The sequence below is a fragment of the Pseudomonas sp. R76 genome, from assembly GCF_009834565.1.
In the GTDB taxonomy this organism is placed as follows: Bacteria; Pseudomonadota; Gammaproteobacteria; order Pseudomonadales; family Pseudomonadaceae; genus Aquipseudomonas.
The window spans coordinates 418,320-431,990 of sequence record NZ_CP019428.1; the positions used below are offsets into that span (position 1 = coordinate 418,320).

A 13,671-nucleotide genomic window follows, 5' to 3' on the forward strand; every position below is an offset into this window, starting at 1 on the left:
AATGAGTAACTCTGATTATCAAGGTGGTCTTGGTGCCGGTTTTGCTCGTGCACGATCCATCCAGAATGAATATGAATCTAAGATTGCTGAGTGGCGTGCTCACTCAAATAAATTAAAGACTCAAGTTTCCGCACTGAGTGAGCGTGTGGTAATCATGCAAGCCGATTTCGACGCAAATAATCATTTGCTCCGCTTGCTCATGGATGAGTTAAGGGCTGTAAAGCCAAACTCTCATCTGTTACTCAAGCAAAATCGTGATGCCATTCGCCAAGAGGTTTTCGAGGAATGCATGATTGAAAGTGGCTATGAAGTTTCAAGCCCGAAAGGCTTTTCCCGGTAATAACCTCTTTCCCCAAGACTGAGTTCTCAGTCACCTGGTCTCGGGCCACTTCCAAGAAGATCTTTATTGCTTGGTGAGTTTGAGCCGCTCGGCCCCGGGGTGCCGCTTCCCTCCGGCCCAAGTGACTTATGCCCGCTCCCGCCCAAGCCTCCAGACGCCCCATGCTTGGCCTCTCTGACACCACCGATGAAAACATCGTGACCGCTGTCGCCCGTGCTCTGGGCGTCTCCGATGCCGCCGGCAGCGTGACCAATCCACCGAATGATATTGTCTGGCACCCAATGGATCAGGCTAAAAACGATGTGCACGACAGTGGTCATCACGATTACATAGATGGCCACGTAAGCTACGAAGGAGACTATCCCAGTCATGGAGTCGGCCTGAATGCCTGCCACAACGGACATGAAGCCAACGTTGATGAAGCCCACAATCGGCTGCGTCAGTAGCATTCCGCCTATCAGTCCAAACAGCATGAGTGCTGGGCGCATTACCAGCGAGAGGATCATCATGTAACCCTGGCCAGCCTTGCCGACTGCATCGTCGCCGTCCGGGTGAATGTGCGCAACGGCGAACAGGGGTGCGGCGATCACTGACTCAAGCACCAGGACGAACCAGTTCACTACGGAGGTAATCCATGTGATGAATGGGATCATTGGCACATAGGTGCTCAACGTAGCGCCGAAGAAAAATAAACTGATCAGTAAGACTGTGATCAATGAGGAAAGAAATTGGAAAACAGCTCCGGCGTCGAAGCCAACCTTCACCGTCGCCTGAGCTGCCCAAGAGTTTGAGACGCCCACCGCACTTGCCATTGCAGTCATCATCACCTCACCGGTCGTGACGATCACATCTCCGAAGGATTTCATCTGGCTCATGTGGTTCAAATTCGAGCCGGCAATGCTTTGAGTCATCTGGTTGATAGCACCCATGAAAGGGGCCGAAAGCATTTTTTTGACGTACTCCCATGCCCCTTCGCCGTCCCTTGGTGCGCGAATGTTCGTATCGGCGTAGTAAACGTTTCTGATGGACTCAACCCGATTCTTCGCGTATTCGTCAGCTGTCGTAATGACGTCCTGATACGTCTGCAGTGACTCCTTCGTTTCCTTGTCGATGATGTCGATCGGCTCGGCTGCCGGTAGAGCATTCAAGGTCGACTGCATGACATCGTTCATTTTGACGATGTGGTTGTACCAGGTTCCGGCAAACAGCCAGCCGCCGTCTTTCGCGCCAGAGAGGAAGTCAGCTCGGGCTCGATCGCTAGTCTGCGAAACGGCTGTTTTGGCTGCCGTCCGAAGTGAGTTTTCATACTTGTTTGCCGCAGAGTCGAGAACCCCTGCTTCAGGCTTCTGCCCTGCAACGATCTGCTGAGCCGTCGGGCGAATGTCGAGGATCATCTGCTGAACGGCTTTTGCATGAGCAGCGAGGATCGGCTCCTTGATGATCTTGGTGTTGCTGTTGCCTTCCGAGGCTTCCCAGCTTTGTTTCCAGGTCAGTGCGCCGCAAACATCAGGATTCATGTAGGAGCTGTCGTTGGCTTTCCATTTGTAGTCGATGACTGTGTACGAGGCATTGGCGTACTTCTGGATCATGTTCACCGCGCCATACACCGGGACGCCGTCCGGAAGGCCCACATCAAGCTCTCCGGTATTCGCCACTTTGCGTGGTGAGGAAACGGCTTGAATTCTGGTCGAGCGCCCCGAGGCCGCAAACTGCTTGTTCATGGCGGCGGCGCATACCTCGAACTTCAGAATGCTGGCCGCCAATGGTCGTGAGTCGGGGATCATCGGGCGGGTGAGCATCCCGTCTCTCCCCATCTGGTCTACAGCCTGGCTCCAGATCGCATCGCCAATACCGACGCCTTGGATCGCGAGCCAGAGCACGATGATTTGGATCAGCGAGTAACCATGCCCGAGGGGAAGGAGGAGGGCAGTGCCGCCGACAGTCCGAAGCGGAATCCAGATCGAGCTCATTTTCTTGCCAAGTACCTCGCCGTCATGTGCGGAGTCGATCGTGCCTTTGATCGTGGTGTAGCCCACGAGTAGCATGCCTAGGAAAAGCACCGCGCCACCGAAGACCCCCATCATGGAACCCATGACGTCCTCGGCTTCCCCTATTTGGACATTGCCCCCTGAATGGATGGTACCAACGATGGAACCGAATACTTCCTCCAGAAAGTCGATCGACGTATCACCTGGTGGTGGGGTGAACTGCTGAAAGGGGCCATCTGCGGCTAGGGCTGGTCCGCAGGAAAGAGCCGCAAGCAGCATCAACAAACGGAGTGATAATTTCATTTCTCAACGCTCGGGCTATTGGCTGAAACTTCGGTTACTGCCAAGGCGTCGTGCACATATAGCAACGTATAGGGCACCCCGACCAGCCTCCAATACAAGCCGTGACCATGGAGATAGAGCTGCATTGATATGTAGGTTGCGGCCGCGGTCAAAGGAAATATCCACCATCGCCGGAGACCACCCCATATTCTATGTTGCCCTGCGGGTAACAAAATATTGGATAGCACAAGCAATAGATAGAATATCCGATTCGTTAAAGTTGTAAGTTTTGGCGAAGAAAGAAGTGATCTTATGCGCGGCATGATAGAAGCTCCGCAACTTCAATCGTCCGGTAGAAAATTCTTCGGCCAACCTGAACTTTGCAGTTTGAAAGCCCTACGGCTAGTTTTGACCGTTGAAGCAAGAATGCTCTGAGCCCACCCGGAGTTTTCTCCAGAAGATTGGCCATCTGGTCTTGGGATAGAAGCGGCCCATATCGACGTAAAAATTCGGATTCGAAGGTGGGTTTAAGATTGATAGCTGTGTTCATTGGTGGGCTCTCAAGTCAGGTAGAGTGTGCCCATATAATTTGGAATAGCTTCCTTTTTTGTCAAATGTATTGTTGCGTATTATTTGTTGTCTGAATTTTATTGTTAGGGGTTATTGGTGTGGATTTGTCATTAAACCATATAATAGATGGGTAATTGGCTTTGGGTGTTATAGGGTTTTCTACTAAAAAACAGTGATAAGCCCAAAATTTAAATTTTTTCCCGTAGGAGAGAAAGTGTCGCTGCTAGGGTCCCCATATCTTTTCACCTTAAGCCCCATATCCTTTCACTTTATGCTCCCCATAAGCTTTCACCTTATAAAAAACGGCTCCCCATAAACGTTCACCTTGCGCCCCATATCCTTTCACCTTCGCCCCATAAGTATTCACCTGGCCGGTGATCTAGGCCACGTAGATCAAGGTGTTGAGCATCTCTAAACGTTTGTTTTGTATTGGCTAAAAGAAAAACATACAAACAGCACTGGACGGGGAGTGGGTTATTATCGAAACTAAAAGAAGTCAGCGTCTGCCCGGGGCGGCAACCCCAGGCAGCGCCTAACCACCAAGACCGCAGGAGGTCCTGAAATGGCTATGTCGATTGTACCTATATCCGTAATTTCTGAAACTCTCATCGCTGACCTTCTGGTGGAAGCGAGCCCGCGCCTTGAAGCCCCAGAGGCTGAAGCGCAACTGAAAGCCATGGAAACTCTGCTGACGCCAATGCTTGAGCAAGTTGTCGCTGCATACGCTGCTGCAGCTAAGACCCGAGTGACTGAACGCGCTTTCCGGCGATTCCTAAAAAATCTCGCAGCGGCTTAACTCAATGAGCACTTCTCGGGTGCATCCTCTATACCGCCTAGCAAGTGCTCCGTTGTGCGAGGCTAGCTCTGAGTTACTGGCGGAGTTAGCCTTGATTGTTTGGTTCGCTGATGATGCAGTAGAAAGTATTCAATACATTTTAAGCAACGACATGGCGGGGTGTACGGGGTTGATGCGCCGCCGGGCGCTATATTTAGTTGATAGGCTTCGACGCTTTCCATGTATTACTAATGAAAAAGCAACATTGCTTAAAGCGCTTGTGACTTCCAATGATTTTCTGAAGCCTGCTTTTTTCACTAAAAAAGCAGATCGGCTTTTATCGGGCAGTCGTTTAGAGAGATTGGCGTATGATTGGGGGTTGGAAGATGATGTTGGTCGCCAGATGAAAGATGTGCTTGAGTTGCAGACAAGACATTATGTTCAGGCTCTTGGGGTAAAAAATGGTTATGCAGATGATTAGTCGGTTTTGGTTTTCAAATTAGGATTTTCTTTTAGTTTGCTTTTAAACTGTTCCTGGTTCTTTGGGTTGCAGGCTCGTTTTTTGCGAGCCTGGGATTTATGTGGCCTTGGTCTAGGAGTTGTATTTGCCAAATTCTTTTCGTTGGATAAGTGTTGCTTTTACCACGAAAAGTAGCGCAATTCCTATGTATAGCACTAGATATACGAAATTCTGGAAGTTTGGTACTGGGGTGTTTATTTGTCCTCTGGATTTTAGTATTGATATTGTTAATAGTACTGTGCTAAATACGACGCCTACTAAAGCTCCAATAACTAAAATTTCCCTTTGTCTCTTGTCGAACGGATTGTCTTGATGGAATGCGCTTATTCCGTCTCGTAGCGCTGCACAAAATAGTGCAAGGCAGGCGAACGGCCATGCAGATAACGACTTTATCTCTTCTTGACTGCCTCCGAAGGACATTATTACAAGTATCCAGACTGCTACAGGTAAAAGAACAAAGACGGTTTCATAGATGGCCTTCATGGTTGTGGAGAAGTACATTGAGTATTTATTCTGTTCTGGCATTCTATTGCTCAATTTTGAATTGTTGGGTTGTTCTTTCTGAGGCTTGGTCAAGGAGTTCTACTAATTCATCTGACCTCAAGTGCGTATAGCGTTTTAGCATCTGCATTGATTTGTGCCCACTTATTGCTGCTACTTGCTGGTCTGAGAACTTACCAGTCTCAACAAGGCAGCTCACCGCCTCATGACGAAGATCGTGAAAACGAAAATCCGCCATACCGAGTTTCTTCTTCATGTTGTTCCAGACCTTGGAAAACACATATGGGCGTCGCTTGTCATCCTTACCTGGTTCGCCAAAGAAAACTAAGTCCGTGTCGGTCGGCCGCGCAGGGTTATCCATCGCCTCGGTAATCGCAGCTGTCGCCAGAGTGCTGAGAGGTACAGAGCGGTGCTCACCATTTTTGGTGTCTGAGAGCGTCACTACGCGCTTTTTGAGGTTGACTTGGTGGCGACGCAGTGTCGTGATCTCTGAAGAGCGCATACCGGTTTCTAGGGCGATTCTGACGATCCAGCCGAGCATGGGGTTGTGATAGGCGTTTACGGCTTTGAGAAGGCGTATTTTTTCCTCTGGAGCGAGGCGTCTATTCCTTCCTGGTCCAGGACTTGGCTTGCGGATGTTTGCTACCGGATTTTGTGGAAGGCCGATACGCCACTCTTGAATGGCTACTGTGAACAGATTGCTGAGTAGAGCGAGCTCAAGGCGCACCGTGTTCGCGCTGACGTTCCCGGGGATGATCAGGCTATCTTTCTTGAGCTTCGTGCGTACAGGCTCGTTCAATCGCTTGTCGCGGTAGCCGGCGACGATATCTGGAGTTAATGCGGCGAGTGAGTATTTTCCCAGAAGACGGATTAGCGGTTCGGCCTTGGTCTTCTCGGCTTTTTGAGTAGAGGCTTTTTTGGAGGGGGTGACTTCGAGGAGGTAGCGACGCAGGGCGGCTTCTAAAGTCATTTTTTCTGAGAGGGTGCGACGGACGTACATCCCGCGGACCATTTCGTCCTCGGTGCTACGAGCCCAGTCTTCGGCATCACGTTTGGTTCGGAAGGTCTTGGAAGCTGTAGGCCATCCTTGCTTACGGATGATTGCTTTCCATGTTGCTGAGGGAGTCTTTACTATTGTCGCCATCGCTGTCTCCAGAGCTTACGTATCGGCACTGTACCGAAACTGTACCTCTGGAGCGAGGGACTAAAGGCTTAGTGTTGCGCTAAGCCTTGAAATTAGTGGTGCCCAGAGACGGAATCGAACCGCCGACACGGGGATTTTCAATCCCCTGCTCTACCGACTGAGCTATCTGGGCAACGGGGCGCATTAAACGGGTTTTTCAGGGGGTCGTCAAGCAAGTTTTCAAAAAATATTTAATTATTACCGTCGCTTACGTGCCGACCCCGAATTTTGATCAATTATTGAGCAGGCGGCACGTAGCCGTCGGCCTTGGCGTAATCCTCGCCGGAAAAGAACTTGTCCATCTCGCCCGCCAGGTATTTACGATCTTCGGCGTTCATCATGTTCAGGCGTTTTTCGTTGATCAGCAGGGTCTGGTGTTTCAGCCAATCACCCCAGGCTTGGGCGGATATGTGTTCGAAAATGTCCTGGCCCTTGGCACCTGGGTACGGAGGGCGATCCAGGCCTGGCAATTCTTCTTTGTACTTGCGGCACATTACGGTGCGGGTCATGACGGAACTCCTGCGTTCAATACTTCAGCCGCGCGCTTCAGCAGTTTTTTCACCGGGGCGGCAAGGCCCAGGCGCGGCGGGGTGGCGAGGTTATACCAGAGCCAGTCGGCCTCGGCCACGTGATGGGCGGATTCCTCGACCTGGACCAGCCAGGGTTCGATGGCCAGCTGGAAATGGCTGAAGGTGTGGACCAGCCCCGGCAGTTCATGCGGTTTGCCCAGTTCGAGCGCGTGCTGGTTAGCCAGGTGTTCCAGGTCTTGCAGGTCATCGAGCTCCGGCAAGCTCCACAAACCGCCCCACAGGCCCGTGGAGGGGCGACGGTAAAGCAGAATCGCGCCCTCGGCATTGGCCAGCATCGGCATCAGCGTGCGCTTTTGCGGGATGGTCTTGCGCGGCTTGGGGATCGGATAGCGCGTCTCCAGGCCGAGCATGTGGGCTTCGCAGCCTTTTTCCAGCGGGCACAGCAGGCATTTGGGTTTGCTGCGGGTGCAGAGCGTGGCGCCCATGTCCATCATCGCCTGGGTGTAGGCGTTGACGCGATCGTGTGGCGTGAAGCGTTCTGCGGTCGCCCAAAGCTGCTTGGCGACCTTGGGCTCGCCTGGGTAACCCTCTTGCGCGGTAAAGCGCGCCAACACGCGCTTGACGTTGCCATCGAGAATCGGCGCACGCAGGCCCATGCTAAGGCTGGCGATTGCGCCGGCGGTGGACAAACCAATGCCGGGCAATTCAGTGAGTTTTTCGACGTCCTTGGGAAACTCGCCGCCGTATTCGGCGACGACGATTTTGGCGGTCTTCTGCAGGTTGCGTGCGCGGGTGTAGTAACCCAGGCCGGTCCACAGGTGCAGCACTTCATCTTCCGGCGCAGCGGCCAGGGCTTCGACCGTCGGCAGCGAGGCCATGAAGCGGTCGAAGTAATTCAATACCGTGCTGACCTGGGTCTGTTGCAGCATGATCTCCGACACCCACACCCGGTAAGGCGTGATGCCCTGTTGCCAAGGCAGGTCATGGCGACCGTGGCGGTCGTACCAGTCCAGTACCGCCTGCGAAAACTGCTCGTTTCTCATCGCTTGAACAGGCCCTTCAGAGCGTCTTTCAACTGTGGGTTGACCTTGTCGAGCTTCTCTTCAAGTTTATCGCTGAGCTTGTTGCCGGCCGCCTTGATGGCGACTTGGGTCAAGCCATCCTTGTCCAGGCGGCAGGCCTTGGCGCCCAGTTCCAGCGGGCCACGGCAGCGCAGCGGCACTTCGATGCCCTGGAAGTTGGAGCCGACCTGGCAAGCCGGGTCCGGCACGTCGCGCTTGTCGCCTTCGACGATGATGCCGACGCGGTAGTCCATGCCCAGCACGCGCAGGTCGACGTCACCGTTGCCGTTGACCGTCAGGCCGGGGATGCGCACTTTCAGGTCGGGGTTGCTGGCCACGCCGTTACGGAAGGTCAAGTTGCCGCGCAGTTCCTGGAACGGCGTGTCCTTGCCCTGCGGCGTGCTGCTCAGGGTCTTGCGGTTGAGCAGGGCGATGCCGGTGCACAGTTGCTGTTCGAGGTTGGCATTGAGCAGCATGCCGTTATTGATCACGAAGCTGGCGGTGCCGTTGAGGCTATCGATCAGTGCCTTCTGGCTGTTGCCACGGCCGTTGAGGTTGCTGTCCAGGGTGACCTGGCCTTTCACCGGCGGGTTTTGCCCCTGGGCTTGCAGGATTCGCTCAACCGGCACTTGCTTGATGTGGGTTTGCAGCGCCAGCACCGGGATGTCCTGGCGCACATCGAGCGTGCCGTTGGCCTGGAAGGTGCCGTTGTAGAGGCCGCCGCTCAGGGTGTCGAGCTTGAGTTGGCCGTCGATGCCGGACGCTTTAAGTGCGGCATTCTGGATCGGCAGTTTGCTCAGGGTCAGTTGGCCGAAGGCCAGGTCGGCATTCACGTCCAAGGTGCGCAGGCGCGTCAATGGCAGCAGTTTGTCGGTGCTCCACGCGCCTTTGGTCGGTGCATCCGGCAGTGGTGTGGTGCCACCGGCGGCCATCGCGCCCGCTTCGCTGTTCTGCACTTCGGCCTGGCGTGCGGCGGCCGCACCTTTGGCGGTCTCGGACTTGGCCGGCAGGTAGTCGTCGGCGTTGAAGGTGTCGCCTTTGAGCTGCACGCGCAGGGCTTGCTTGGCGAAATCTTCGACAGCAATGCGACCGGTGAAGGTGCTGCTGTCGAGTTTCAAGTTCAGGTCTTCCAGCGCCACGCTGGTAGGCGTGCCCTTGAGGCGGCTGACCAGTTCGACTTTGCTCAGGCTGCCTGCGGCCATCGGCGGCAGCGGGTGGCCGACGCTGTCGAGGAACTTGGCCAGGTCAAACTGGGCAATGGACAGGGCGCCACTGAGCTGCGGGGTTTTGTCCAGGTCATTGACCTTCAGTTCGCCCAGGGCGCGCAGCTGGTTGGCGGAGAGCTTGAGGTTGGTCCACTCGGCAATGTTGGCCGCCTGGTCCACCAGCAATTGACCTTGGGTGGAGAAGGTCACGGTCTTGCCTTGCAGCGGCTCGCCGGTGGCTTCGCCGCTGAGCTTCATGTCTTCGAACTGGTAGCGCTTGAGGGCGCGCTGAATGCGCAGGTTGCCATTAAGCTCGGTCTTGACTCGCATCAGCGGCTGGTTGCTGCCCAGGAACGCGGTGAGTTTGAGCGGAATGCTCGCGCCTTCATGCACAGCGCCGGCGCTCAGTTGAATGCTTTCGGCGCTGTACTGCTTGCCGGTTTGCTCGTCGTTGTATTCAACGCGGGCGTTGTTGATGGTCAGGCTGTCGATGTCCAGGCGGATCGGCTTTGGCGGCTTCTCGGGTTCCGGCTCGGCGGGCTGCTGCGCCGCAGCGGGGGCGCCGGCGGTGGTTTCGGTCACATTCTTGCCGATGTCTTCCCAGTTGCCGTGGCCTTGCTTGTCACGGTTAAGGCGCAGGTTCAGGCCTTCGACACGCACGTCGCTCATCTGCACTTCGCGGCGCAACAGCGGCAGCACGCGCACCGACAGGCCAAGCATCTGCAGGTCGGCAAACGGTTGGGTAGGGTTGGTCATGGTCGCGACGCTGGCTTCGTGCAATTCCAGGCCCAGCCAGGGGAACAGGCTCCAACCGATATCGCCATTGAGCGTCAGCTCGATGTGGGCCTTGTCGCGGGCAATCTGGCGAATCTCGTCTTTGTAATCGTTGGGATCGAAGAGGTGGGTCAGGGCAAAGCCCAGGGCCACAATGATCAGCAACAGCCCGAGAAGTACCAGACCCAGGATTTTGCCGAACGCTTTCATGGGCGAGTCCTTGTATGTCGATTTCAAAATTTAGCCGCAGAGTATAACGCCCGACGGCCTGCGTCAGTTCACGCATCGTTACATTGTATCCAGCGTCGGCAAAATCGGATTTTGCCGACGAACAAATCAGATTGCGTGAAAAAGGTGATATCAGTTTGGTTTTTCTGTCATCCACTGGTGCTAATCTGCGCGGGTTCGTCTGTCGTCTGCGACACAGCGTCGCGCTCAAAAGGAGCTTTACTCAACAACAACGGCCAACGCTTTGCGTGCAAGGCCGAGGGAGAGAGCGCCTGACGGACACATACTAATAACTGGGGGAAACACCAATGAGCACAAGCACTGCGGCTGGCAATACTGCCGCACAGCCTGCGTTCCTGTCCAAGGAGCGCATTATCGCCAAGCCGGGGTTCAACCGCTGGCTGGTTCCACCGGCCGCCCTGGCCATCCACCTCTGCATCGGCATGGCCTACGGCTTCTCGGTGTTTTGGCTGCCACTGTCCAAGGCGCTGGGTATCACCGCACCGGTTGCCTGTGCACCGGACATGAGCTTTATCGCGCAAGTCTTCTCGTCCCAGTGCGACTGGCCCATCTCCATGCTGGGCTGGATCTACACCCTGTTCTTCATCTTCCTGGGCTGCTCGGCAGCGATCTGGGGCGGCTGGCTGGAACATGCCGGGCCACGTAAAGCCGGCGTTGTATCGGCCTTGTGCTGGTGCGGCGGCCTGTTGATCTCGGCGTTGGGCGTTTACACCCACCAGATCTGGCTGATGTGGATCGGCTCTGGAGTGATTGGCGGTATCGGCCTGGGCCTGGGCTACATCTCGCCCGTGTCGACCCTGATCAAGTGGTTCCCGGACAAGCGCGGCATGGCCACCGGCATGGCGATCATGGGCTTCGGCGGCGGCGCAATGGTGGGTGCACCGTTGGCTGCAGCGCTGATGGGCCACTTCGCTTCGCCGACAAGCGTGGGCGTATGGCAGAGCTTCGTGGTCATGGCCGTGATCTACTTCGTGTTCATGATTGGTGGCGCACTGTCCTACCGCGTTCCGCCGACCGGCTGGAAGCCTGAGGGCTGGACCGCCCCGGCGAAAAAAGCCAATAACGCGATGATCACTCATCGTCACGTGCACGTGAACGTGGCCTGGAAAACCCCGCAATTCCGTCTGGTGTGGCTGGTGCTGTGCCTGAACGTATCGGCCGGTATCGGCATCCTCGGCATGGCGTCGCCGCTGCTGCAGGAAGTGTTCGGTGGCAAGTTGCTGGGTAATGGTCTGACGTTTGGCCAACTGGATGCCGGTCAACTGGCGTCTATTGCTGCAATCGCGGCCGGGTTCACCGGTTTGCTCAGCCTGTTCAACATTGGTGGCCGGTTCTTCTGGGCGTCGTTCTCCGATTACCTGGGCCGTAAAAATACCTACTTCGTGTTCTTCGCCCTGGGCTTTGCCCTGTACGCGCTGATTCCGAACCTGGGACACCTGGGCAACGTTGCGCTGTTTGTGGCCGCGTTCTGCATCATCCTGTCGATGTACGGCGGTGGTTTTGCGACGGTCCCGGCCTACCTGGCGGACCTGTTCGGTACGCAAATGGTCGGCGCGATCCACGGTCGCCTGTTGACCGCTTGGGCGGCGGCGGGCGTGCTTGGTCCGGTGTTGGTGAACTACCTGCGTGAGTATCAGCTGAGCATTGGCGTTCCGCGCGCTGCGGCTTACGACATCACCTTGTACATCCTCGCAGGCCTGCTGGTGCTGGGCTTCATCTGCAACCTGCTGGTTCGCCCGGTGGCCGACAAGTACTTCATGACCGATGCGCAGCTGGCTGCCGAACAGGCGCTGGGTCACGACAAAGGGGCTGACGCCACGACTTCTCTGGAGTGGAAAGCCTCGTCCGGCAGCGTGCCAATGGCGATCGCTGCCTGGCTGGTAGTGGGTATTCCGTTGGCGTGGGGCGTGTGGGTCACCCTGCAGAAAACCGCAGTATTGTTCCACTAACACCGCGTAACCCTTGTGGGATCGGGCTTGTGTGGGAGCGGGCTTGCTCGCGAATGCGATGGATCAGTCAGCACATGTATTGGCTGACACACCGCTTTCGCGAGCAAGCCCGCTCCCACAAGCCAGCTCCCACACTTGTATGCACATGTCTATCCCCGACACTCCATCAGTCTTATCCCCTTCGATGTTTCTGTTTGGCGCCCGCGCCCCTATAATGGCTGCCTTTTTCGCCCAATGATTTTGCGGAGCTGGTGATGGCCGAACGTAAGGCGTCCGTCGAGCGCGACACTCTGGAAACCCAGATCAAAGCCTCGATCAACCTGGATGGCACCGGAAAGGCCCGATTTAATATCGGTGTCCCTTTTCTTGAGCACATGCTGGACCAGATCGCCCGTCATGGGCTGATCGACCTGGATATCGAGTGCAAGGGCGACCTGCATATCGACGACCACCATACGGTGGAAGACGTAGGCATCACCCTCGGCCAGGCATTTGCCAAGGCCATCGGCGACAAAAAAGGCATCCGTCGCTACGGCCACGCCTATGTCCCGCTGGACGAAGCGCTGTCGCGCGTAGTCATCGACTTCTCCGGCCGCCCAGGCCTGCAGATGCACGTGCCCTACACCCGCGCCACCGTGGGCGGCTTCGATGTCGACCTGTTCCAGGAGTTTTTCCAGGGTTTCGTCAACCACGCACTTGTCAGCCTGCACATCGACAACCTGCGCGGCACCAACACCCACCACCAGATCGAAACCGTGTTCAAGGCTTTCGGCCGCGCCCTGCGCATGGCCGTGGAGCTGGATGACCGCATGGCCGGGCAAATGCCCTCGACCAAGGGCGTTCTGTAATGCAGACGGTCGCGGTTATCGATTACGGCATGGGTAACCTGCACTCGGTGGCCAAGGCCCTCGAGCACGTAGGCGCCGGCAAGGTGCTGATCACCAGCGATGCCAATGTGATTCGCGAAGCCGACCGGGTGGTATTTCCCGGCGTCGGCGCGATTCGCGATTGCATGGCCGAGATCCGCCGCCTGGGCTTTGACAGCCTGGTGCGTGAAGTCAGCCAGGACCGTCCGTTTCTCGGCATTTGCGTGGGCATGCAAGCCTTGCTCGATCGCAGTGAAGAGAACGACGGCGTCGACTGCATCGGCCTGTTCCCGGGCCAGGTGAAGTTCTTCGGCAAAGACCTGCACGAAGACGGCGAACACCTGAAAGTCCCGCACATGGGCTGGAACGAAGTGCGCCGCACCGTCGACCACCCGCTGTGGCATGAAATCCCGGACATGGCGCGCTTCTACTTCGTGCACAGCTACTACATCGCCGCGGGTAACCCGCGCCAGGTGGTCGGTGGCGGGCACTATGGCGTCGACTTTGCCGCAGCGCTGGCCGAAGGCTCGCGGTTTGCCGTGCAGTTTCACCCGGAGAAGAGCCATACCCATGGCCTGCAATTGCTGCAGAACTTCGCCGCGTGGGATGGTCGCTGGTAAATGGCCAAGAAACCGAAGTTGCCGATCTTGAACCTCACGCCCGAGCAGGAGAGTGAGGCTACCCTCAAGATCAAGCGCTTCATGGAGGACCGCTTCGAGCTCAAGCTGGGCTCGTTCGAGGTCGCCGAGATTCTTGAGCTGTTCACCACCGAAGTGGCGCCGCACTATTACAACAGGGCGATTTTCGACACGCAGACGCTCCTTAAAGAAAGGTTCGAAAGCATCGAAAGCGACCTGTGGTCGCTTGAGAAACCCTGA

General features: G+C 56.0%; 13 protein-coding genes and 1 tRNA gene. 7 read left to right on the forward strand and 7 right to left on the reverse strand.

Going from position 1 to position 13,671, the window contains the following annotated elements:
• Position 1: 1 nt before the first annotated feature.
• On the forward strand, positions 2-340 hold the full coding sequence (locus PspR76_RS01830) for a hypothetical protein (RefSeq protein ID WP_159953713.1): 339 nt from the start codon (positions 2-4) through the stop codon (positions 338-340).
• Positions 341-366: 26 nt separating this feature from the next.
• Here PspR76_RS01830 and PspR76_RS01835 read toward each other — a convergent pair whose 3' ends face one another.
• Positions 367-2,631: a DotA/TraY family protein gene (locus PspR76_RS01835; protein WP_159953714.1), complete on the reverse strand. Its 2,265-nt coding sequence runs from the start codon at positions 2,629-2,631 to the stop codon at positions 367-369.
• A 1,111-nt stretch (positions 2,632-3,742) separates the two neighbouring features.
• Between PspR76_RS01835 and PspR76_RS01840 the strand changes: the two genes are divergently transcribed.
• The gene (locus tag PspR76_RS01840; RefSeq protein ID WP_159953715.1) at positions 3,743-3,976 is read left to right on the forward strand and encodes a hypothetical protein; all 234 of its coding nucleotides are present in this window, start codon (positions 3,743-3,745) and stop codon (positions 3,974-3,976) included.
• 91 nt (positions 3,977-4,067) lie between these two features.
• Positions 4,068-4,436 carry a hypothetical protein gene (locus PspR76_RS01845; RefSeq protein ID WP_159953716.1) on the forward strand — a complete coding sequence of 123 codons (369 nt, stop codon included), beginning with the start codon at positions 4,068-4,070 and terminating at the stop codon, positions 4,434-4,436.
• A gap of 111 nt (positions 4,437-4,547) precedes the next feature.
• On the opposite strand, the gene PspR76_RS01850 is transcribed toward PspR76_RS01845, so the two are convergent.
• The 6 genes from PspR76_RS01850 to PspR76_RS01875 all read right to left on the reverse strand — a co-directional run bounded on the left by PspR76_RS01850 (position 4,548) and on the right by PspR76_RS01875 (position 9,939).
• The gene (locus PspR76_RS01850; RefSeq protein ID WP_159953717.1) at positions 4,548-5,000 is read right to left on the reverse strand and encodes a hypothetical protein; all 453 of its coding nucleotides are present in this window, start codon (positions 4,998-5,000) and stop codon (positions 4,548-4,550) included.
• A gap of 1 nt (position 5,001) precedes the next feature.
• Positions 5,002-6,120, reverse strand: coding sequence for a site-specific integrase (locus PspR76_RS01855; RefSeq protein WP_159953718.1), 1,119 nt, complete (start codon positions 6,118-6,120; stop codon positions 5,002-5,004).
• Between the two features lie 96 nt (positions 6,121-6,216).
• A tRNA-Phe gene (locus PspR76_RS01860) sits at positions 6,217-6,292 on the reverse strand.
• 103 nt (positions 6,293-6,395) lie between these two features.
• Complete coding sequence (locus PspR76_RS01865; protein ID WP_159953719.1) at positions 6,396-6,668, reverse strand: oxidative damage protection protein; 273 nt, start codon at positions 6,666-6,668, stop codon at positions 6,396-6,398.
• The gene (gene mutY / locus PspR76_RS01870) at positions 6,665-7,732 is read right to left on the reverse strand and encodes an A/G-specific adenine glycosylase (RefSeq protein ID WP_159953720.1); all 1,068 of its coding nucleotides are present in this window, start codon (positions 7,730-7,732) and stop codon (positions 6,665-6,667) included. The genes PspR76_RS01865 and mutY overlap by 4 nt, the downstream gene beginning before the upstream one ends.
• On the reverse strand, positions 7,729-9,939 hold the full coding sequence (locus PspR76_RS01875) for an AsmA family protein (protein WP_159953721.1): 2,211 nt from the start codon (positions 9,937-9,939) through the stop codon (positions 7,729-7,731). Before PspR76_RS01875 ends, mutY begins: the two co-directional genes overlap by 4 nt.
• A gap of 326 nt (positions 9,940-10,265) precedes the next feature.
• Here PspR76_RS01875 and PspR76_RS01880 point away from each other — a divergent pair, with 326 nt between their 5' ends.
• The 4 genes from PspR76_RS01880 (at position 10,266) to PspR76_RS01895 (ending at position 13,671) form a co-directional block, all read left to right on the forward strand.
• The gene (locus tag PspR76_RS01880; protein ID WP_159953722.1) at positions 10,266-11,927 is read left to right on the forward strand and encodes an OFA family MFS transporter; all 1,662 of its coding nucleotides are present in this window, start codon (positions 10,266-10,268) and stop codon (positions 11,925-11,927) included.
• A gap of 254 nt (positions 11,928-12,181) precedes the next feature.
• Positions 12,182-12,775, forward strand: a complete 594-nt coding sequence (hisB, locus tag PspR76_RS01885) for an imidazoleglycerol-phosphate dehydratase HisB (RefSeq protein ID WP_159953723.1) — start codon at positions 12,182-12,184, stop codon at positions 12,773-12,775.
• Positions 12,775-13,413 (forward strand): imidazole glycerol phosphate synthase subunit HisH, encoded by a 639-nt coding sequence (gene hisH / locus PspR76_RS01890; protein ID WP_159953724.1) that lies wholly within the window; start codon positions 12,775-12,777, stop codon positions 13,411-13,413. The genes hisB and hisH overlap by 1 nt, the downstream gene beginning before the upstream one ends.
• Positions 13,414-13,671 carry a DUF2164 domain-containing protein gene (locus PspR76_RS01895; protein WP_159953725.1) on the forward strand — a complete coding sequence of 86 codons (258 nt, stop codon included), beginning with the start codon at positions 13,414-13,416 and terminating at the stop codon, positions 13,669-13,671.

Excerpts from the sequence above, each read along its gene's own strand:
- PspR76_RS01855 (WP_159953718.1), bottom strand. The coding sequence starts at position 6,120 with ATGGCGACAATAGTAAAGACTCCCTCAGCAACATGGAAAGCAATCATC.
- PspR76_RS01830 (WP_159953713.1), top strand. The coding sequence starts at position 2 with ATGAGTAACTCTGATTATCAAGGTGGTCTTGGTGCCGGTTTTGCTCGT.
- PspR76_RS01875 (WP_159953721.1), bottom strand. The coding sequence starts at position 9,939 with ATGAAAGCGTTCGGCAAAATCCTGGGTCTGGTACTTCTCGGGCTGTTG.
- hisH (WP_159953724.1), top strand. The coding sequence starts at position 12,775 with ATGCAGACGGTCGCGGTTATCGATTACGGCATGGGTAACCTGCACTCG.
- PspR76_RS01850 (WP_159953717.1), bottom strand. The coding sequence starts at position 5,000 with ATGCCAGAACAGAATAAATACTCAATGTACTTCTCCACAACCATGAAG.
- mutY (WP_159953720.1), bottom strand. The coding sequence starts at position 7,732 with ATGAGAAACGAGCAGTTTTCGCAGGCGGTACTGGACTGGTACGACCGC.
- PspR76_RS01840 (WP_159953715.1), top strand. The coding sequence starts at position 3,743 with ATGGCTATGTCGATTGTACCTATATCCGTAATTTCTGAAACTCTCATC.
- PspR76_RS01895 (WP_159953725.1), top strand. The coding sequence starts at position 13,414 with ATGGCCAAGAAACCGAAGTTGCCGATCTTGAACCTCACGCCCGAGCAG.
- PspR76_RS01880 (WP_159953722.1), top strand. The coding sequence starts at position 10,266 with ATGAGCACAAGCACTGCGGCTGGCAATACTGCCGCACAGCCTGCGTTC.
- hisB (WP_159953723.1), top strand. The coding sequence starts at position 12,182 with ATGGCCGAACGTAAGGCGTCCGTCGAGCGCGACACTCTGGAAACCCAG.
- PspR76_RS01865 (WP_159953719.1), bottom strand. The coding sequence starts at position 6,668 with ATGACCCGCACCGTAATGTGCCGCAAGTACAAAGAAGAATTGCCAGGC.
- PspR76_RS01835 (WP_159953714.1), bottom strand. The coding sequence starts at position 2,631 with ATGAAATTATCACTCCGTTTGTTGATGCTGCTTGCGGCTCTTTCCTGC.